The 18,737-nt window shown below is 65.3% G+C and carries 19 protein-coding genes; 8 read left to right on the plus strand and 11 right to left on the minus strand.

The window, feature by feature from the left end; translation table 11 throughout:
• Window positions 1-30: 30 nt before the first annotated feature.
• Entirely contained in the window at window positions 31-276 is a 246-nt protein-coding gene (locus KV110_RS15620; protein ID WP_246634565.1) for a GNAT family N-acetyltransferase, read from the minus strand.
• Window positions 277-568: 292 nt separating this feature from the next.
• Here KV110_RS15620 and KV110_RS15625 point away from each other — a divergent pair, with 292 nt between their 5' ends.
• A complete protein-coding gene (locus KV110_RS15625; protein WP_218476863.1) occupies window positions 569-1,414 on the plus strand; it encodes a poly(ethylene terephthalate) hydrolase family protein in 846 nt (281 codons plus the stop codon).
• A 159-nt stretch (window positions 1,415-1,573) separates the two neighbouring features.
• Here the strand turns inward: KV110_RS15625 and KV110_RS15630 are convergent, their stop codons facing one another.
• The gene (locus KV110_RS15630; protein ID WP_218476864.1) at window positions 1,574-2,077 is read right to left on the minus strand and encodes a DinB family protein; all 504 of its coding nucleotides are present in this window, start codon (window positions 2,075-2,077) and stop codon (window positions 1,574-1,576) included.
• 361 nt (window positions 2,078-2,438) lie between these two features.
• Complete coding sequence (locus tag KV110_RS15635; protein WP_218476865.1) at window positions 2,439-3,188, minus strand: class I SAM-dependent methyltransferase; 750 nt, start codon at window positions 3,186-3,188, stop codon at window positions 2,439-2,441.
• Between the two features lie 52 nt (window positions 3,189-3,240).
• Between KV110_RS15635 and KV110_RS15640 the strand changes: the two genes are divergently transcribed.
• Both KV110_RS15640 and KV110_RS15645 read left to right on the plus strand, forming a co-directional pair.
• Window positions 3,241-3,723, plus strand: coding sequence for a GNAT family N-acetyltransferase (locus KV110_RS15640; RefSeq protein ID WP_218476866.1), 483 nt, complete (start codon window positions 3,241-3,243; stop codon window positions 3,721-3,723).
• 204 nt (window positions 3,724-3,927) lie between these two features.
• Window positions 3,928-5,553: an outer membrane protein assembly factor BamB family protein gene (locus KV110_RS15645; protein ID WP_218476868.1), complete on the plus strand. Its 1,626-nt coding sequence runs from the start codon at window positions 3,928-3,930 to the stop codon at window positions 5,551-5,553.
• 117 nt (window positions 5,554-5,670) lie between these two features.
• On the opposite strand, the gene KV110_RS15650 is transcribed toward KV110_RS15645, so the two are convergent.
• The gene (locus KV110_RS15650) at window positions 5,671-6,492 is read right to left on the minus strand and encodes a class I SAM-dependent methyltransferase (RefSeq protein WP_218476869.1); all 822 of its coding nucleotides are present in this window, start codon (window positions 6,490-6,492) and stop codon (window positions 5,671-5,673) included.
• A gap of 282 nt (window positions 6,493-6,774) precedes the next feature.
• On the opposite strand from KV110_RS15650, the gene KV110_RS15655 reads away from it, so the two are divergent.
• A complete protein-coding gene (locus KV110_RS15655) occupies window positions 6,775-8,031 on the plus strand; it encodes an erythromycin esterase family protein (protein WP_218476871.1) in 1,257 nt (418 codons plus the stop codon).
• A gap of 47 nt (window positions 8,032-8,078) precedes the next feature.
• Here KV110_RS15655 and KV110_RS15660 read toward each other — a convergent pair whose 3' ends face one another.
• Window positions 8,079-9,155, minus strand: a complete 1,077-nt coding sequence (locus KV110_RS15660) for a fatty acid desaturase family protein (protein WP_218476873.1) — start codon at window positions 9,153-9,155, stop codon at window positions 8,079-8,081.
• Between the two features lie 305 nt (window positions 9,156-9,460).
• Between KV110_RS15660 and KV110_RS15665 the strand changes: the two genes are divergently transcribed.
• Window positions 9,461-10,240 carry an arylamine N-acetyltransferase family protein gene (locus tag KV110_RS15665; RefSeq protein ID WP_218476875.1) on the plus strand — a complete coding sequence of 260 codons (780 nt, stop codon included), beginning with the start codon at window positions 9,461-9,463 and terminating at the stop codon, window positions 10,238-10,240.
• Window positions 10,241-10,288: 48 nt separating this feature from the next.
• On the opposite strand, the gene KV110_RS15670 is transcribed toward KV110_RS15665, so the two are convergent.
• The gene (locus KV110_RS15670) at window positions 10,289-10,873 is read right to left on the minus strand and encodes a hypothetical protein (protein WP_218476877.1); all 585 of its coding nucleotides are present in this window, start codon (window positions 10,871-10,873) and stop codon (window positions 10,289-10,291) included.
• A gap of 98 nt (window positions 10,874-10,971) precedes the next feature.
• On the opposite strand from KV110_RS15670, the gene KV110_RS15675 reads away from it, so the two are divergent.
• The gene (locus tag KV110_RS15675) at window positions 10,972-11,898 is read left to right on the plus strand and encodes an SDR family NAD(P)-dependent oxidoreductase (protein WP_218476878.1); all 927 of its coding nucleotides are present in this window, start codon (window positions 10,972-10,974) and stop codon (window positions 11,896-11,898) included.
• On the opposite strand, the gene KV110_RS15680 is transcribed toward KV110_RS15675, so the two are convergent.
• Together KV110_RS15680 and KV110_RS15685 are read right to left on the minus strand one after the other, a co-directional pair.
• Entirely contained in the window at window positions 11,895-12,896 is a 1,002-nt protein-coding gene (locus KV110_RS15680) for an alpha/beta fold hydrolase (RefSeq protein WP_218476879.1), read from the minus strand. The two genes, KV110_RS15675 and KV110_RS15680, sit on opposite strands and share 4 nt — an antisense overlap.
• A 130-nt stretch (window positions 12,897-13,026) precedes the next feature.
• Window positions 13,027-13,620 carry a TetR/AcrR family transcriptional regulator gene (locus KV110_RS15685; protein ID WP_218476880.1) on the minus strand — a complete coding sequence of 198 codons (594 nt, stop codon included), beginning with the start codon at window positions 13,618-13,620 and terminating at the stop codon, window positions 13,027-13,029.
• Window positions 13,621-13,785: 165 nt separating this feature from the next.
• Between KV110_RS15685 and KV110_RS15690 the strand changes: the two genes are divergently transcribed.
• Entirely contained in the window at window positions 13,786-14,589 is an 804-nt protein-coding gene (locus KV110_RS15690) for a crotonase/enoyl-CoA hydratase family protein (protein WP_218476881.1), read from the plus strand.
• Window positions 14,590-14,898: 309 nt separating this feature from the next.
• On the plus strand, window positions 14,899-15,714 hold the full coding sequence (locus KV110_RS15695; RefSeq protein ID WP_218476882.1) for an alpha/beta hydrolase: 816 nt from the start codon (window positions 14,899-14,901) through the stop codon (window positions 15,712-15,714).
• Between the two features lie 106 nt (window positions 15,715-15,820).
• Here KV110_RS15695 and KV110_RS15700 read toward each other — a convergent pair whose 3' ends face one another.
• The 3 genes from KV110_RS15700 to KV110_RS15710 are packed head-to-tail and all read right to left on the minus strand — an operon-like array spanning window position 15,821 to window position 18,557.
• Window positions 15,821-16,426, minus strand: coding sequence for a response regulator transcription factor (locus KV110_RS15700; protein ID WP_218476883.1), 606 nt, complete (start codon window positions 16,424-16,426; stop codon window positions 15,821-15,823).
• On the minus strand, window positions 16,423-17,568 hold the full coding sequence (locus KV110_RS15705; RefSeq protein WP_218476884.1) for a sensor histidine kinase: 1,146 nt from the start codon (window positions 17,566-17,568) through the stop codon (window positions 16,423-16,425). Before KV110_RS15705 ends, KV110_RS15700 begins: the two co-directional genes overlap by 4 nt.
• A complete protein-coding gene (locus KV110_RS15710) occupies window positions 17,565-18,557 on the minus strand; it encodes a sensor histidine kinase (RefSeq protein ID WP_218476885.1) in 993 nt (330 codons plus the stop codon). The genes KV110_RS15705 and KV110_RS15710 overlap by 4 nt, the downstream gene beginning before the upstream one ends.
• Window positions 18,558-18,737 lie beyond the last annotated feature (180 nt).

Here is an 18,737-nt window from a genome sequence, read left to right on the forward strand (position 1 = left end):
ATACCCCAGCCCGGCCACCCCCTGCTGCCGCTACGGCGATGGCTTACCGAGTACGCGCGTCATCCAGATCGAGTCGCCACGATCGGGATCCGCTGTGACACGGCCACTGTGGTAGAAGTCCAGCTTTTCCAGTACGCGGAACGAGGCGGCGTTCCACTCCCGCACCGTCGCCCACAACCGCCGTCGCCCCGTGCCAGCCGCCGCCTCGACAACAGCCAGGGCCGCCTCGGTGGCGTAGCCATAACCGTGGGCCCGCTGAGCGAGCTGGGACGTCACCGAATCGCCTGGGCTGCTTGCCCACATTCGAACCGGAAAAGTAGAGCACGCAATTGGAGCCAATATTGGACGTTCGGATGCGTACCGGCAGCATGGCTCGGTGTGCAGCCGCGGGTGGGGAATTGCGTGACAGTCACGCCGGAAACCCCGACGGTCCAGGTGAGGGGAACTTCGTGACGGACAACGCGCACAACCGGGGAAATGACGGCTGGGGATCGGTTGTGGGCGGACGGCGACCCGGCCACCATCGTGGGCAAGATGCTTCCTTTCACCCACACGAGGGGAGATTGCTTTGTCCCGCAACAATTTTGCACCGAAGCGACGCACACTGCTAACTCTGGTTGTCACCGCCGCAGCCCTTCTCGTCGCCCCCGTCCTGCCTGCCGTCGCCGCGCCGCAGGCGGTCGACTGGGACAAGCCGGGACCGCACCAGGTGCAGGTGCAGGCCATGACGGACCACACGCTGTACTTCCCGGCCAAGATGGATCGACACCCCGTGATCATTTGGGGCAATGGCTCTCTGGCGCGGCCGGCGATCTACGACGGGCTACTTCGGCACTGGGCCAGCCACGGTTTCATCGTCGCCGCGGCGAACACCGTTTGGGCCACCAGTGGTAGCGAGATGCTCCAGGGCATCGATCTCCTCACCCGGCTCAACCAGCAGGCGGACAGTCCCTTCCACCAGAAGGTGGATCTGGCGAACATCGGCGCCTCCGGCCATTCCAGGGGCGGCGGGGGCAGCCTCAATGCCGGCGCGGATCCTCGTGTCGACACCACAGTGCCGATCGAACCGGGCCCGCGCCCCAGTTCCGCTGGCCTACGCGGACCCACCTTTCTCCTGGCCGGTGAGAACGACACCATCGTCACCCCGGCTGGGGTGAAGCAGTACTACGAGAGCGCCGACCACGTAGTCGCGATCTACGGGTCACTGGCGGGCGCCGGGCACTTCACCCCGCTGAACGACGGCGGCGGGTTCCGGGGACCCAGCACAGCCTGGCTCGCCTTCCAGCTGAAGGGCGACGAGCGAGCCAGGGGCGAATTCTTCGGCGCCAACTGTGGGATCTGCACGAGCAAGGCTTGGAGCGAAGTTCAGCGCAACCGCCTGGCACAGCAGGTGCCTGGGCCGAACGGCGCCTAATCTGCGATCACCCGATCGGTGGCGCGGCCAGTACTCGCGCGTGCCTGGCCGCGTCACCAGAACCGGCTGCGGGCGAAGGTGCTGCGGAGCCTGAGCGTGACAAACCTTTCGGCTAAGAGCACTTGTTCGGATGAACATGTGCTCGGTGGCGCCGAAGTTTCACGAGTTCGGCTGTCGCAGTACAGGCTTGTCGATCTGCTCGCGGAGGATGTCGCCGTGACCTGCATGCCTGGCGAACTCTTGGATCATGGCGAGCAATGTCCATCGCATGCTGACGTTTCCCTCGCGGGGATTGTCCTTGGTGTCGTCGAGGTCGAAGCGGGACGCGATCTCCCGTGATCGTTGGCTTGCGCGCTCGAACTCGGCGATGACGTCTGCCAGCGACTCGTCGTCGGCGACGGCGAAGGTGCCCTCGTCGCGGCGCGAGTATCCATCGCATTCGGATTCATCGAGTCCCGCCCAGAACCGTTGGAACCAAATCCGTTCCGCGGCAGCGGCATGCTTGAGCAATGAGATCGGTGTCGTCAGCGACGCGACGAGCCGTCGGCGGGCGTCGGCGTCGGACAGGCCGCGAACGGTCTCGATGAGTGCTTCGCGGTTGTGGTCGAGCAGGTTCTCGATGATCGCTCGCTCGGTGCCGTTGGTAATTATGTTGGTACTCACGGGCTTTCACTCCATTCTGTTGTGTGGTTGAGGTGAGGGGTCTCTTGATCGGGCTGAATGACGCAAGGCGTTGCGGCACGATCGATTTCGGGAGAAGAACCGGCGTCAGGGAACGACCGGGAAGGAGGGGATTCGAGCTACTCGTCGCGCGGATTGCGCAGGGAGGGTGGCGAGGCGGGCGACGTCGACACCGCAGCCCAGGCCTGTCAAGAGGCGCTGCTGCCTGCGGTCAGCATATCGCAGAGTTTCGATCCGGGCTGCACGTCGATGACGGCAGCGTTGTCGGCTTTCGATCGGTACCGTCGAGCCGGACCAGCTGGCCGATGCCGGTCCGGCTCAGGCTTTTTTGCGTAGGCGGCGGTCAGCTGGACTGCAGGACGAAGAACAGGAAGCTCGGGCCGGTGGTGAGGGCTCGGTATTCCTCGGGGAACAGCTCGCGGGCGGCCGGGACGGGCTGCGGCTCGCTGATGATGGAGATGCGAAAGCCGGCCGCGTTGAAGGCGTCGGTCATCGCATGCAGCGGCCGGGCCCACAAGCTCATCGGGACGGTTCGGCCGCCCATGGTCCACTCGAAGGTCCATTTGTAGGTCTCGAAGTAGTTGGGACTGTGCCCGGCCGAACGCTGAATGCCGTAGGCCACAAAGGGATGATCGACCGAGACGAGCAGTCGACCGCCGGGGGTCAGTACACGCCGCAGCTCGGCAAGCGTCGGCCCCCAATCCTCCAGGTAGTGCAGCACCAGGGAGGCGACGACGTCGTCGAACGCGCCATCGGAGAAGGGCAGCGGGCTGGCCAGATCGGCGATCCGCAGGTCCGCGTCAGTACCGAGGCGCCGTCGAGCCAGCTCCAACATCCCGGCGCTCGCGTCGATGCCGCTCACCCTGGCCCCGCGATCGCGCAGCGCCGCGAACAGCGGGCCCGAGCCGCAGCCGGCGTCGAGGATCCGTCTGCCTGCGACGTCCCCCGCGAGTTCCAGCATCGCGGGCCGTTCGTAATAGGCGTTGTAGAGGCTGGCCTCGTTCTCAGCCGTATACGCCTCGGCGAAGCTGTCATAGTCGTTGGCCCGGGCGGGATCAGCGGGAAGTGCACAATTTTCTGGAACCTGAGTCATGCAGCCATGCTGGCACGCCGAGCTTGCCGTATCCCGGTGACATCATTGCGTGATGAAACGTCGGGAACCCGCCGAGATGATCGTATCCGCGACCATGCGAGATTTCCGGGAGGTGATCGAAAACCATTCTCGCTATTGGGGTGGACGTGACCTGCGGTCACTTCACCTCGCTGCACTGGTGCACGAGTTCCCGGAGACCAACTTGGTGGCAGTGGCCGATGACGGCATCCGCGGATATATCTTCGGATTCGTCACACCCGCACGTGTGGCCTACGTCCATCTGATCGCCACACGTGACGACACACGAGGTACTGGGCTCGGCCATCGCCTATACGAGGCGTTCGCTGTGGCGGCACGTGCCCAGGACGCTACGCGGCTCAAGGCCATCACCTCGCCAGATAACAAGGGCTCGATCGCTTTTCACCAAAGGCTCGGCTTCGATGTCCATGTGGTCGAGGACTACAACGGGCCAGGTGCGGATCGCGTCGTTCTTACAAAGGAATTGAACGGCTGCCTGTGGCGTGCTCGACGGTAAAGCGGAAGCAAACACAGGCGCCGACAATTATGAAACCGATGCCATAGATGCCTACAAGACGGCTCGATGGATTGATACGTGATGGTTTGCGGGCTGAAGCCGGACGGCAGGTATTCATGCCAGCGAAGTTGGTAACATTCTCCACGCTTCTGTGATTCCTATAGTGACGGTGAATTGTCAGATCTGGTGAGGAGCCACGAAGCCATGATCAGGAGTACTAGCGCAATAGCCCACGGGTGCCGTCGAGGCGGGCGCTGGCGGTACCTGCATCTACCCGTTGTGGTGATCGCCGTTGTTGTGCTGATGGCAGGTACCGGCTTCGGACAACCTGCCCCGGTCAATGGTGACTGGCCCATGTGGCAATTCGATCCCACCGGTTCGCGGTTCAACTCGAACGAAACTGCTCTCACGCCGGATACTGTCGGTGATTTGCAACTGAAGTGGGCGTTCGCGTTCCCCGAGACCATCGCCGCGTCCAGCCAACCGGCGGTCGTCGACGGCACTGTCTATGTCGGTGGGCGCAACGGGACATTCTATGCGCTGGACGCCGAAACCGGTTCGACCCGATGGGAATTCGAAGCCGAGACACCCCTCGGCGGAAATCTCCCGACGTACGGGCTGCGCAACGGTCCCGCGGTCGCGGACGGCCTGGTCTACTTCGGTGACAACTCGGCCAGGATGTGGGCTCTCGACGCGAAGACGGGAGCGTTGCGCTGGGTCCGCCAGCTGGACGACCACGATTACGCGATCATCACCAGCTCGCCACTGGTGTTCGAGGGTCGCGTCTATGTCGGAGTGTCCAGTCAGGAGTTGGGCGCCGCTACCAACGATGCGTACCCGTGCTGCACCTTCCGAGGAAGTATGGTGGCGCTCGACGCCGCAACCGGCGACGTGCAGTGGAAGTACTACACGATCCCGCAACCGCAGCCGACCGGTGGCAAGCCCGACTTCGCTCCCAGCGGTGCGCCGATCTGGTCCTCACCCACGATCGACGCGAATTCACGGACGCTGTACTACACCTCGGGCAACCCCTACTCGGGTTATCCCGAGGGAGCGGAAGCAATCGGAGCGCTGGACATCGACACGGGGACGGCCCGGTGGGTTCGACGGATGACTCCAGGTGATCCGCCCTGGAACGGTCGCTGTGCGGTGCCGCCGCCCGGCGGGAACTGTCCCGATCCCGGACACGATTTCGACTTCGGATCGCAGGCGAACATTTTCAGCATCGATGGTCGGATGGTTGTCGGCGCCGGCCAGAAGAGCGGGGTTTACCATCTGCTCGACGCCACGACCGGTGAGATCGTCTGGCAGACCAGGTTGTCCACGCCGGAACCGGTTCTGCCCATTCCCGGCTCGGAGTCGCTGCAGGGTATCCAGTGGGGTGCCAGCTATGACGGCCGCCACCTGTACGTTGCCACGTATCAGGCCCAGCCGGGCACGCTGTACGCGTTGCACCCGGCCGATGGCGCGGTCGTCTGGAGCACCCCGAATCCCGCGACCGGCTGCCTGATCGACCCGCCTCCGATACCGAACCTTCCGCTGTGCCAGCTCGCTATGCCCAATGCCGTATCGTCCACGCCCGGCCTGGTTTACGAGGGCAGCCTCGACGGCAAGATGCGTGTCTTCTCGGCTGACACCGGCGCCATCCTCTGGGAATACAACACGGCGCGCACTTTCAAGACGGTGAATGGGGTGCCGGGCGTCGGCGGCGGTATCAACGGTCACGGTGCCGTCATCGCGAACGGGATGCTGTTCACCAATTCCGGTTACGGCCGACAGATCACCACCGGCATGCCGGGCAATGTTCTGCTGGCCTTCGCGCTTCCGTAACCCGTTCGGGAACAACGACATAGGCAGTACGGCTTGATCGCGACACTGCACCAACGCCGACGCGACGAAATCAACAGAGACGCCCGAGCGGCTGGGAGATCGGCTGTGCGGGAACTGTCAGAACTCGAAGCGGTTCAGTACGTCGTAGTTCCGGGCCGGGGTCGCGTGGATCAGTCGGTACAGCAGTCGTATCGGCGTGGAGTTGATCCGTTCGTAGCCCGCCAGTGCGGAGTTCTGTTCGAGGAAGCGCAAGCGTGGATTCCAGCGCTCCAACTCGCGGGCGTCGCTGGTGCCCCATTTGACGATGCCTTTGCTGAAGACCTTCGACAGGCGTGGTCCCATCGGTGACAGCGTGTCGAAGAGCAGTTCTCCGGTAGTGAATCGGTCCGTCAGGCGCTGGAGCAGCGTGCGCACCTCCGACTGGGGGAGATACATGAGTAGACCCTCGGCGACGATCAATGTGGGCCGGTCCGTTGGGGTTTCGTCCAGCCAGCTTGCTTCCGTGACCGATGAGCCGAGCATTCGGTAGCCGTCGCGGTCGGCGTACAGCTTGCGGCGCAACTCGATGACGTTCGGCTGGTCCACGTCGAACCACTGGACGTGGCGAGGCAGACGCAGCCGGAAGGCGCGGGTGTCCATTCCGCATCCCAGATGCAGCACGACGGCGTCAGGGTGGCGGCCGAGAAAGGCCGCGCTCCAGTCGTCCAGGCGGGCGGCCCGCAGGGCGACCAACCACTGGTTCGCGGGCGGGAGCATATAGCGGCGCATTCTGGCCCAGTCGTAGTCGATCCGGTCCACTGCCTCCGCCGCCGCGTCGTCGCCGAGAATCGGGTTCGGCGAACGACTTTCGCAGGCGCGCAGGTACAGCGTGCCCAGGTTCGTCCACTCCACCGAGCCCCACCGCACGCCGCTGAAGTCGACCTTCCTCGTCTGCGTCATACCGCCTCCCGGATGAGTGATTGTCCTGCTGACAGAGACAAGCGCGAGGTGCCCGCCACCATTGTCGCGCATCCACAGCCACGCCGCCGCCGCCCGCGCCGTCGAATTCGCCAGTGGCCGTTCGGGTACGTCGAGCGGCGTAGCCGAGTAGTCGCTTCCGGGCGGACGTGTACCGGACCGGTAGCCGCGATCGTGGAGATGCAGAGGAAGGAGAATTCGATGCATCGACAGGAACGCAGTTGGGGGCGACGGTTGGGACTGTTCGCCGTTGGTGTCGGAACCATGGTGCTCGCCGGCACGCCGACGGCGGCCGCTGGGGATCCGCCGCAGTCTGTGCCCGACTGGATCAGACACCATGCGGTCGCACTAGACCACGTGGATCCCGCTGGCCCGGACGACGATCTGATGCCCCTTCGCGGGTCGATCGGTGAAGCGCACATCGTAGGGCTGGGCGAGTCGACTCATGGCGCGGCCGAGGAGCTCACGCTCAAACACCGCACCCTGCGTCTGCTCGTCGAACAGCTGGGGTTCCGTTCCATCGCCTTCGAAGAGCAGTGGACAACAGGACTGCAGGTCAACGAGTACATCCGCACGGGCAAAGGCGATCTGAACACGGTCATGAGCCAGCTGGGCGGGCAGTGGCAGACACAGGAGGTGGCCGACCTGCTGCGGTGGCTGCGCGACTTCAACACCGAGCGCGTTGACAAGGTGCAGTTCATCGGGGTCGAGTACTACTTGACGGGCCCATCGGCCTATGACGGAATCGACGCCTATGTCGCCGGTGCCGCTCCAGAGAAGCTTGCCGAACTCCGTAGTCACCTGCATGCGATCCGGCCCGCCACGCCGAACATGAACGACCACGTCAGCTGGTACCAGGGTGTGCCGGACAAAAAGCCCTATGTCGATCATGCCCATCGCGTCCATGACCTGATCGCCGGCGTGCCGCACCAGCCCGGGTCCAGCGCCCACGAACTGGCGCTACAGCACGCGCGGCAAATCGTCTCGTTCTATGAGCATTACCGCCTGTCCTTTGCCGACAGCCTCGGGTACCGGGACGCCCATGCGGCCCAAAACCTCAGGTGGTGGCGCGAATTCACCGGTGACAAAGTCGCATACTGGGCGGCGAGCGCGCACACCGCCAACGCCCCCCAACTACGTATCGCTGTCCCACCCGCGCCGGACTTGCGATTCCCGAGCGCGGGTTCGTATCTGCGCCAGTGGTACGGCCAGGGGTACTTGTCGATCGGCTTCACCTTCGACCACGGCGCCGTCAGCCTCGGACCCGGGAAAACCGCTGCCATGCCGCCACCCGCCTCGGACTGGTTCGAACAGCCCTTCGGCAAGGTGCACCTCGACCAGTTCGCCCTGGATCTACGTCGGCCCGCTCCCACCGCGGTGCGGCGCTGGCTTGCGGCCCCCGTCAAGACGCGTGGCCTGGCTCATGGCGGTCCTGACTCATACATGGACGGCGGCAGCCTGGGCCAGTGGTTCGACGTGGTCGTCCACCGCCAGGAGGTGAGCCCCGCAGTACCGACCTGAGTATCTGGGTCCAGAACGATTTCGGCTCGTCCGGACCCAGCTTGTGTTCAATTGCGTTGCGGCACTGCCGAATTTCGATCGGGGTTGCGCAGCGGGGCGCCGACGTGGTGCAGGTGTCTCAGCGCCTCTCGGTAAGAGGAGATCAGCCCGGTTTCGTGGTAGGACACGCCGATTTCGGTGCAGTAGTCGCGGACGATCACCTGGGCGTGCCGCAGGTTCGGCGTCGGCATGCTCGGGAACAAATGGTGCTCGATCTGATAGTTGAGCCCGCCGAGGGCGAGGTCGGTCAATGCGCCACCCCGCACGTTGCGGGAGGTCAGTACCTGGCGACGCAGGTAGTCGGGGCGGTCGTCGCCGGTCAAGGTCGGCATGCCTTTGTGGTTCGGGGCGAAGATGCAGCCCATGTACAGACCGAAGAGGCCTTGGTGGACAGCAAGAAACGCGAAGGCTTTGTCGGCGGGCAGCACCGCGAACAGTGCGGCCAGGTAGAGGGCGAAGTGGCCGAACAGCAGTGCGCCCTCCAATTTGCGGTGTTTCACCGAGCGATTTCTCAGCGCCCGCACACCGGCCACATGGAGGTTCAGGCCCTCCAGCAGCAGGAGGGGGAAGAACAGGAACGCCTGCGCCCGCCCGATGAGACGAGGCAGACCGTGGCTGGACCGTGCCTGCTGTTGGGACCAAACCAGAATGTCGGGCGCGACATCGGGGTCGAGTTCCTCATGGTTCGGGTTGGCGTGATGCCGGGTGTGCTTGTCCTGCCACCAGCCGTAGCCCAGGCCGATGCCTGCGTTGCCGACGAGTCGTCCCACGAGCTCCGTCGGCTGCCGTAGCCGGAAGACTTGGCGGTGTGCGACATCGTGCATGACGAGCGCGATTTGGGCGAACGTCACGGCCATGAACCCCGCGACCAGCAGTGTCCACCACGAATCGCCGACGATGAAGAACGCCGCCCAGCCAGCCACGAACGCGGCCCCGACGAGGCTGAGCCGGACGGCGTAGTAGACGGGACGCCGGTTCATCAGCCCCGCTTCGGAGATCCGGCGTAACAGACGGGCATAATCACCGTCGGCGCCGCCCCGCGGTGACCGCGGCGATGACTCGGGGACCAAGGCAGGTGTCGTCATAGATCTTCCTGAGAGCTGAGGCGGAGACGCCACCTCCGTCCGTCGACGATGGCCAGGTCGGTGGATGTCGGAGCGGGGGCGGCGATTTCAATACCCGACGCTATCCGCCGGATTCTCGTTACCGGTAATCCCTTGGTATGAGATGGAATCGGACCACAGTGTGATACGTCCGCCGCGGACCGAGGCGGCTGACCGGTTTATCGGCCGACACATCCGGGTCGCCGGACCTGACGCGCCGAACCGTCGGGCGCGGCGACATTTTCGGGCGTGACCTCAAGTGCACTCGAGGGTTTACTGTTCGGTGTATGGATCATGACCTCGTAGTCGATTATCTGCGGCGGCTCGGAGTCGAGGCACCGGTTCGTCCCGACATCGACACCCTGCGCGACCTGCACCGGCGGCATCTCAAGGCGGTGCCGTTCGAAAATCTCAGCATTCACCTCGGCGAACCCATCGTGCTGGACGAGAAACTGTTGGTGGACAAGATCGTGCGACGACGGCGCGGCGGGTTCTGTTACGAGTTGAACGGGGCGTTCGGCACCCTGCTGTCGGCCCTCGGATTCCCGGTGACGCTGCTTGCCTCCGGGGTGTTCGACGACGGGCACGTCCGGCCGCCGTTCGACCATCTCGTGCTGCGCGTCGACCTGGACCGGCCGTGGCTGGTGGACGTGGGATTCGGCCAAAACGCCCGGTACCCGCTGCGTTTGGACAGCACCGACGACCAGCCCGATCCGGACGGCGTGTTCCGAGTCGTCCCGGTCGAAGACGGCAGCGGCGACCTCGACCTGCTCTGCGACGACGAGCCGCTTTACCGGATCGAGACCCGGCCCCGCCGACTGATCGATTTCGAACCGTTCTGCTGGTATCACCAGACCTCGCCGGATTCGCCCTTCACCGGCAAGCTGGTGTGCTCGCGACCCACTCCCACCGGCCGCATCACGCTCAGTGACCACGAACTCACCCGCACCGAGAACGACGAGCGCACCGAGCAGACCCTGACCGACGATGAGGCCCTGGCCGCCTACCGCGAACTGTTCGGCATCGAGTTGGACCGTCTGCCGTCGGCGGGCAGCGGCGGTAGCTAGCTCGTCATGGCAGCACCGCAAGAGCGAGGACTGCGATCTGCATGCTCATCACCCGTTGGTTACGGACTCGGGAAGTCGATGCACGTGGAATTCGTCCTCGCCGACGGTCACGAGTAACGCGTATCCGCCGCTCAGCGTTTCGGCTGCCACGGTGAGTTCGTACCGGCCCGCTTCGACGGGTGACTTGTTCAGTTCGTCGACCACGAAGCTGCCGTCGACGATGCGATAGAGGGTGACCGTCACCGTGCACGGCTCTCGCACGGTTGCGCCGATCCGCACGCCGGAATCGATGGCCACAGCGGTGAAGTCCGCCAGCACTTCACGCCTGGCCGACACGGCCGCGATGATCTGGCGGACGGCGATCGGTGCGAGCGCGTCCAGGAAATTCACGGCCGGATTACGCCGGGCGAACGCGCGGCGGAGCCGTTCGGTCACCGGCCCGATCGCCCCGGACCCGAACACGATCAGGTCGAACTCGCGAGCGTCGAACTCGCTGTCCGCCTGCTCCGGCCGAAGAGATCCCTGCGCGGCAATTCCGTGTTCGCGCAGCCGCTCCAGGATATTGTCCAGTGCCTGCCGCGTCCGACCGAGAACAAGCACGCGTCGCTTCGAAACCCTCTCATTCGCTTCCATGCGACCATCATGAAACCTCAATGAACGTTAAGGTCAACTCCGCCGCACGCCAGTGGCGTGTGAGTGCGGTGCAAGTCCCCGCTGGCAGGGTCGATGGCATGACGCGGCATAGCGGCCAGCGGGCCGAGGGGAAAACCATTCTGGTTACCGGCGCCAACGCGGGCATCGGGTATTTCGTCGCCGAGCAACTCGCGGCCAACGGTGCCACCGTGGTGCTTGGCTGCCGTGACACCGCCAAGGGCGACGTCGCGGTGCGCGCGATCCGGGCCCAGGTTCCCGGCGCTCAGCTGCGGTGCGTGCGTTTGGATCTGGCTGACCTGTCCTCCCTGACCGCGACAGTGGACGCCCTCGATGCCGACAGGCTGGACGCGGTCGTGCTCAATGCCGGGGTCCTGCTGTCGGGTCCCGATCGCCGCGTGAGTGCTCAGGGACACGAATTGATGTTCGCGACAAACCATCTCGGGCATTTCGCGCTGGTCGCTCATCTGGCGCCGATACTGACCGCCACCACGAACAGCCGGGTGATCACGGTGGGCAGCTTTGCCGCGCGGTCGGAGCGACTGGATCTCACCGATCTGCAATCCGAACACGACTATCGGCCCAAGCGCAGCTACGGGCGCTCGAAGCTGGCCCAGATGCTGTTCGGTTTAGAACTGGACCGCCGCCTGCACGCACACGGTGCCGACACCGCCAGCATTGTCGTCCACCCCGGCGGCGCCATGGACTCACTGACCCCGTCGCGACCACCGCTATTCGTTCGCACCACCGCCCAGCGCCTGCGCGGGCTGCCCGCAAGTGTTGTGCTGCACGGCAAACACGCAGCGGCCGCAACCATTGTCCGAGCCATTCTGGACACTGAGATCACCGGTGGACAACTTTGGGGGCCAAGGGTTTTCGGTCTCCGTGGACAACCGCACCAGGAAACACCGCATGCGCATATGACCGACCTCGACACCGCCGCTGAACTATGGGCCGCTAGTTCGGAACTCACAGGCGTCGATCCGCTCGTGCGTCCGTCTTTCTAGGAACCTGTCAAGATCTGGGCTTCGGGGGCGGCCGAAACCGCTTCTGTGACGGCGGTTTGCGCGGTGGCGGCGTCGGTGGCGGGTGCGTGGGCGGGGTAGTAGTCGGCGGTTCTGGTGCCGGTGAAATAGTCGGTGGTCCAACCGACCGCGAGGGTTTGCAGGGTCGAGATGTTCACCGATTTCGGGTTGCCGCACAACAGGTTTCCCAGCGTGTCGCCGCTGGCGCCTTCCGCGTCGGTGTGCACGCCGGTGCCGATGCGGACGCCGAGGTATCGACGGTGCAGCAGTCGCTGGACGGCCGCGGTGCCGACACCGAAGAGATTGCATTGGGAGGGTTTCGCGGCGATATCGAGAATCGGTAGGTCGGTGTGGTCGAGGTCGGCAAGGGCTTGGTCGGTGTTGTCGCCGAGGAACGATTTCACAGGATCGAGCAGGACGAGTCCGCGTAAGTCGGCGAAGGCGGCGGGGTGGTCGGCGTGTAGCCGGTGTGCGACATATTCGACGGCCTCGGCTCCCGCGGAGTGCCCGACGAACACGGTCTCCTGCGGCAGCCGCAGATCCGGCCGGTTCGCCGCGGCCGTAGCCGCGGCGAAGCTGCGCGCCAGGGGACTGGTGGGTCCGGCGGCGGTGGCGAACAGTCCGGCGATGTTGTCGAGGAAGCCGGTGTTGTCGCCGAGATTCTGCAGGGTGCAACCGGCCGGATCGAGGAACGGCAAGGCGGGCGCGAACACGACGTATCCGGCAGCGGCGAAATGCTCGGCGAGGCTGGCCACATTCGCGTTGCTTCGGGCGAAACCGTGTTGCAGCCAGACCAGGCCATGGGCGGCCCCATCGGGCAGGTACCAGTCGGCGTTCCGGTGCCGGATGGCACCCGCACAGGCGATGTCGACGGTGTCCGGCACCCGCTCGGGTTCGGCGTGTGCGATCGGTGTCGCGGTGGTCGCCGCGGCGCAGGCGGCGGCAAACATGGCAGTGAGCACGAGGCTCCGTAGGTTCATCGTCACTCCTGTGCGGAAACACGCTGCTCCGTGCGGGAGCGCGAGCTAACTGGTCATATGACCAATTGAGACCCGCTGACCGAGGGCTGTCAAACGGTAGGCCACAGATCACACAGGCGGACGGTCGTGGTTACGGCGTTTTGTCCGATGACATCGTGTGAACAGCGATCCGCCAGTCGGCGAGCAACTTGTCACGATGATTGGTACTGAGGATTGTCGTCAGGGCCAGGCCGCGAAAGTAGGTGAGGGTCATTTCGAAGATCGTGTCGAAGTTTTCGGGTGTGGCCTCGGTATTGGCCACGATGGTCGCGCGAATGTTGCCGTGTAGTTCTCGCTGGTAGCGCAGCAGCGCTTCGCGGAGGTCGGTATCGGTTCGTGCGGCTACCCACAGCTCGAGTACCGCGCCGAACAGCGGGGTCGCGAAGATGTGCCAGAGGGCGTCGATCCAGTCGTCCTCGGCGGCTTTCGCTTCCGCGTTGTCGATGGCCTCGCGCATCTGTTGGTCGGAGAGATGGCGTACGGCGTCGACGAGCAGGTGGGCCTTGTTCGGGTACTGGTGCAACAGGGCGCCGCGGGAAATCTCGGCGCGCGCCTGGATGGCCCCGATGCTGGTCGCGGCGTAGCCGTCCTCGATGAGGGAGTCGACCGCGGCGCGCAGGATGCGCTCGCGGGTCTGGTGGCTGCGTGCCGCGTCGCTGTGTCGACGTCCTTCCGTGCGTGCCATGGCTGCATCATCGCAGGTATTGACAACAGTACGATCGGACTGTTTCACTTTGCGGGTCGCCGCAGCCGCCGGGCGGGGCTGCGCCGTGATCGACAGGCACGTCGAAGGTGTCGTCGGCAATCGCGGACTCGACCCACTCGGACCGCCCGGATGGAAGTAGGTTTCATGTCCACCGACACCGTTCTCATCGAGCGTGCCGGGCCGGTCACGCTGATCGGCATCAATCGGCCGCAGGCCCGCAACGCAGTCGACGGTCCGACGGCCGCGGCACTCGCCACCGCCTTCCGTGACTTCGACGCCGACCCCGATTCGGCCGTCGCCGTGCTGCACGGCGTAGGCGGAACATTCTGTGCCGGAGCAGATCTCAAGGCACTCGGCACCGAGCGTGGCAATCGGACCGACCACGACGGCGACGGTCCGATGGGTCCGACGCGCATGCGACTTGGGAAACCGGTCATCGCGGCGATCTCCGGATACGCCGTCGCGGGCGGTATCGAACTGGCCGTATGGGCCGACTTACGGGTGGCCGAGGAGGACGCCGTGCTCGGCGTGTTCTGCCGCCGCTGGGGTGTCCCGTTGATCGACGGCGGCACCGTCCGGCTGCCCCGGCTCATCGGAGCGAGTCACGCCATGGACCTGATTCTGACCGGCCGCCCCGTCGACGCCACGGAAGCGCACCGGATCGGCCTGGTCAACCGGATCGTGCCACACGGGCAGGCCCTGGCCGCGGCCCGCGATCTCGCGCACGAGCTCACCCGATTCCCTCAGACCTGTCTGCGCCAGGACCGGCTTTCCCTGCTCGAACAGGACGGTCTCACCGAAACTGCTGCTCTGGCAACCGAATTCGAGCACGGTAAATCCGCATTCCTGGAGAGTCTGGCCGGTGCCGCGCGATTCGCCGCAGGCGCGGGACGGCACGGCGATTTCACGAAACTCGCCCCCGACCCTGCGGAAGGGCCGTCCTCCTGACGTGAGCATCACCGGCAGGTAAGACCGCGATCGGCATCGGCGCTGCCGTTCCCCCGAGCTCTGCATCGGCCGCGGTATGCAGTGCCGAAAGCCCTTGCGCTGCAGTGGAGGCATCGTCGTGGAGACAGCAGTGACATTCGTCATCGTCCACCGCACACATCGGTATCTACCAGGCCAGCGGCCCGGCTGCGACAGTCAGCAGTGTCATCGACCATCGGGCGCTCGCGGGGTTTCGACAGCACAGGAAAGGCTCCAACCTCACCGGCCACTGAAACCGGGCAGCCCTCATCTACACGAGATTGGAACGCCATGCAGATGCTCGTCCGACTCCGAAACGTCGCCACGGCTCTCGTCGCGACAGCCGTGCTGGCAACCGCCGGGTGCGGTAGTGACACCGAGTCCACCTCGGAACCAGCCGAGAACAAAGCCGCCGCAAAGCCCGCGATCGTGCTGGTTCATGGCTCGTTCTCGGACAGCTCCAGCTGGGACACCGTCGCGAAAAACCTGCGCGGTCAGGGCTATCAGGTGGTTCAGCCCGACAATCCGCTGCGGGGCCCCGCGGCCGACGCGGCCGCCGTCACCAAAGCTATCGAAGGGATCGCCGGACCGGTCGTCCTGGTCGGGCACTCCTACGGTGGGGCGGTGATCAGCAATATCCACCGCCCGAACGTCAAGGCCGAGGTATTCGTCGCGGCCTTCGCACCAGAAAAGGGGGAATCGGTGCTGGCCCTCAGTGATCCCGGTCGTTATCCGGGCAGCAAGATCGAAACGGCGCTGCGGATCCAGCCCACCGAGAAGGGGGCGGAGGTGACAATGGCACCGGAACGGTTCGGCGAGGTCTTCGCGCAGGACGTCAGCGCCGATGTCGCAGCACGACTCGCGGCCAGCCAGCGCCCCACCTCCGCGGCCGCGAATGCCGAGCCGAGCGGCGACCCGTCGTGGGCCAAGGTGCCGTCCTGGTACCTGATTTCGACCGACGACCTGACCTTTCCCCCCGCATCGCAACGCTTCCAGGCCGACCGCATGCGGGCACAGATCAGCGAAGTGAAATCCTCGCACGCCTCGCCGGTGTCCCACCCGGATGAGGTGGTCGCGACCATCACTGCCGCGGCAAGCAGCTCCTGACCGGAATGCAGTTCGGAACCTCGGCAGCGACCGGGAACGAGTGGCGACAAATGAGCCGAATGTCGCTACTCGGTCCCGGCTTTCGCCGTGCTGACCGATCTCGCTATTACAGCCAACCGGCGTGGCGGGCGATGCGGATCGCGTCGATACGATTGCGGCCGCCGATTTTGATGATCGCGTTCGACAGGTAGTTGCGCACGGTCGCAGCTGAGAGGAACAGCGTTCGCGCGATTTCGTCGGTGCTGATACCGGTCTCGGCGGCCCGGAGCACATCGGCCTCGCGGTGGGTGAGGGGACTGGTGCCGGTTTCGAGCGCCGCGGCGACCAGGTCCGCATCGATCACGCGCTCACCGGCGACGACCCGGCGGATGCTGTCGGCAAGCGTCTGTGCGGGTGCGTCTTTGACGACGAAGCCGCGCACATGCGCCTGCAAGGCGCGCAGTAGATATCCCGGTTGACTGAGCCCGGTCAAGATGAGCACCTGGCACTGGGGAACCTGTTCGTGGACACGTTCGGCGGCGCTGATGCCATCGAGGCCCGGCATGTCGATGTCCAACAGTGCGACATCGGGTCGCGTGCGCACGATTTCGTCGACGACGAGGTCACCGCGATCGAGTTCGGCGATCACGTCGATATCGTCCTCGCGGGACAGCAATGCCACAAGCGCGCCGCGGATCATGTGCATGTCTTCGGCGACCAGCACACGAATCATCGTGTCACCTCCGGTATTTCGATGCGCAGCCGGAATTTGCCGTCCCTGCTCTGCCGCGCGGACAAGGTACCGGACAGCGCGGCGGCCCGCTCCGCGAGGCCGGACAGGCCATTGCCCGCACCCGTTTTCTTGTGCGCGCCGTCGTTGACAATTTCCAGAAATACCTTGCCGCCGTTACATCCGGCGACTATCGAGCAGGTGCGCGCGGCACTGTGCCGCAGCACGTTGGTGACGCCTTCGCGGGTTCCCCAGGCGAGCACGTCATCGACTTCGGCCGCCAGCTGTGGCAGGTCGATGTGGTGGTGGGTGGCGATGCCGGCGGCGGAAAGGAGCGCGGTGGCCCCCGCCGCCTCGGCTTCCAGCGAAACGGTGTGTTCGCCGAGGGTGACCCTGCGCATCGCCTGCAGGGTGTCGCGAGCGAGCATGGCGACGCCTCGAATCTCCGATCTCGCTGCGTCGGGATCGCTCGCCAGCAATGCGGCAGCCAGGTCACCTTTCAACGACACCGCCGAGAGGCTTTGACCGAGTAGGTCGTGCAGATCTCGGGATACCCGCAGCCGCTCGCGTTCGGCCGCCTGTTCGGCCAGATCGGTCCTTGTGCGGTCGAGCTGGTCAACGGCGCGCACCAGCACGGCCACGCCGACGAGGCACGCGGAGAGCACGGTGAACACGACCACCACCTCGATGGCATCCGCGGTCATCAGCCAGGGGTCGACACGGTCGGAGTCGACCAGTCTGCCCGCTGCGGTTCCGATGATCGGCAGTGTCACCAGGATGAGCCGGACCCACCCACGGAACAGCAGTGCGGCCGATGCGATGAAGAACACCTGGGTGATGCCCCACGCCACCGGAAACCAGAACGTCGGAACGTATACGAGCGCGGTCAGCAGCAGGAATGTCGCGGGCCAGAAGCGTGGGCGTCCGTTCGGGATCGTGCCGAACACATGGTGCAGGTGGACCAAGACCGTGGCGGCAGCGACAACCCACAACAGAACCGCGACGCCGAATTGGTCGGGTCCCTGTGCCGGTGCCTGCGACGGCGCCAAAGCGCCCGTCGCACAGGTGGTTCCGACCAGGAGCACACGCGCGTGCCGGACCGTCACCAGCCACGGTCCGCTGAGGGGTCGCGATGCCTCATTCATGCGCTGCTCCCTGAACTCGGTACGAGCGTATCGATGTGGCACTCGAGCACCCAGTCGCCGTCGACCCTGCGAACGGCGAGCACCACTGGTCCGGCTGCCCCGTCGCGGAGCAGCCGTGCCAGCACGGCGCGTAGGGCGGCACGCAGCGATTCGTCCGCCTTCTCCGGCAGCCCAGTGGCGGGAAGCTCGACCCGGGCTTCGATCCCCGCCGCAGCGAGAAGTGCCGACGCGGAGGTGATTTCGTGCGGGAACGCGGGATGTTGGAAACCGCGGATCAGTTGGCGGGCCTCGGCCAGCCCGTGACGCGAGACATCGACCAGCGCTTCGAGTTCGGTGCGAGCCGACGCGCGATCGCCGCGTGCGGTGAACTCTTCCGCATGACTCGCGCAGGCGGTGATCTCCACCAGCGCTCGCTGCACCGTCCGCGCCAGTTCACCATCGATGCGTAGTCGTTCCCTGGCGACTGCCCGCTCGGAGAGAGCCGCCCCGGCATCGAGCAGCCTGCGCAAGGCGACGACCATCCACACCAGTGTGTATACCGCGATGACTCGCATCCCGGTCGTCACCGCCAACCACAGCGCGTGCTGCTCGGTTGCGCCGAGCAGCAGTGCCAACGGCGCCGTGGCAGCGACGAGGATCAGCGAGATCGGCACCGCGAGGATCGGCCGCAGCGTCAGGGCGACAACCACGGCGACGATGTGCACGGTGTTCAGCCAGGAAACGCCGAGCACCGGCGTCGCGCCGAGCACCAGCGCGGCCAGTACCGCCGCCGTGTACGACGCGCCGGGCGGAATGGTGTCACGCATGGCAAAGGCTATGTGCCGCAGATAGATCGGCAGGCACACGGCCAGTAGAACGGCGGTCGCGCCGACATCGGCCCTAGGGTCGGCGCCACTGCTGGTCACCGTCGCGAGCAGGGCTAGTAACGCGAGCGACAGGGCGGCCACGACAGTACCCGCCGCGGCCACATCCACGATGTCGCGCGGCATGCATGCAGACAGGCGCCGCAATGCCCCCGGTGTGGCTCCGATCCGCTCGGGTCGGACCGCGCTCGGTGTCGGCGCACGCTCCACTGTGATCGTCACCACCCCCCTCAGTGTTCCCCTGTCGCGGATACTCCACGAGTGACAAATGCGGACGTTTACCAATGATATTTATAATCGAAAGCT

Source organism: Nocardia iowensis (assembly GCF_019222765.1).
GTDB lineage: Bacteria > Actinomycetota > Actinomycetes > Mycobacteriales > Mycobacteriaceae > Nocardia > Nocardia iowensis.

Bases quoted from the DNA above. Each gene is read 5' to 3' on its own strand.
- KV110_RS15635 (WP_218476865.1), bottom strand. From the start codon at position 3,188: ATGACTCAGGTTCCAGAAAATTGTGCACTTCCCGCTGATCCCGCCCGG.
- KV110_RS15640 (WP_218476866.1), top strand. From the start codon at position 3,241: ATGAAACGTCGGGAACCCGCCGAGATGATCGTATCCGCGACCATGCGA.
- KV110_RS15645 (WP_218476868.1), top strand. From the start codon at position 3,928: ATGATCAGGAGTACTAGCGCAATAGCCCACGGGTGCCGTCGAGGCGGG.
- KV110_RS15650 (WP_218476869.1), bottom strand. From the start codon at position 6,492: ATGACGCAGACGAGGAAGGTCGACTTCAGCGGCGTGCGGTGGGGCTCG.
- KV110_RS15655 (WP_218476871.1), top strand. From the start codon at position 6,775: ATGGTGCTCGCCGGCACGCCGACGGCGGCCGCTGGGGATCCGCCGCAG.
- KV110_RS15660 (WP_218476873.1), bottom strand. From the start codon at position 9,155: ATGACGACACCTGCCTTGGTCCCCGAGTCATCGCCGCGGTCACCGCGG.
- KV110_RS15665 (WP_218476875.1), top strand. From the start codon at position 9,461: ATGGATCATGACCTCGTAGTCGATTATCTGCGGCGGCTCGGAGTCGAG.
- KV110_RS15670 (WP_218476877.1), bottom strand. From the start codon at position 10,873: ATGGAAGCGAATGAGAGGGTTTCGAAGCGACGCGTGCTTGTTCTCGGT.
- KV110_RS15675 (WP_218476878.1), top strand. From the start codon at position 10,972: ATGACGCGGCATAGCGGCCAGCGGGCCGAGGGGAAAACCATTCTGGTT.
- KV110_RS15680 (WP_218476879.1), bottom strand. From the start codon at position 12,896: ATGAACCTACGGAGCCTCGTGCTCACTGCCATGTTTGCCGCCGCCTGC.
- KV110_RS15685 (WP_218476880.1), bottom strand. From the start codon at position 13,620: ATGGCACGCACGGAAGGACGTCGACACAGCGACGCGGCACGCAGCCAC.
- KV110_RS15690 (WP_218476881.1), top strand. From the start codon at position 13,786: ATGTCCACCGACACCGTTCTCATCGAGCGTGCCGGGCCGGTCACGCTG.
- KV110_RS15695 (WP_218476882.1), top strand. From the start codon at position 14,899: ATGCAGATGCTCGTCCGACTCCGAAACGTCGCCACGGCTCTCGTCGCG.
- KV110_RS15700 (WP_218476883.1), bottom strand. From the start codon at position 16,426: ATGATTCGTGTGCTGGTCGCCGAAGACATGCACATGATCCGCGGCGCG.
- KV110_RS15705 (WP_218476884.1), bottom strand. From the start codon at position 17,568: ATGAATGAGGCATCGCGACCCCTCAGCGGACCGTGGCTGGTGACGGTC.
- KV110_RS15710 (WP_218476885.1), bottom strand. From the start codon at position 18,557: ATGCCGCGCGACATCGTGGATGTGGCCGCGGCGGGTACTGTCGTGGCC.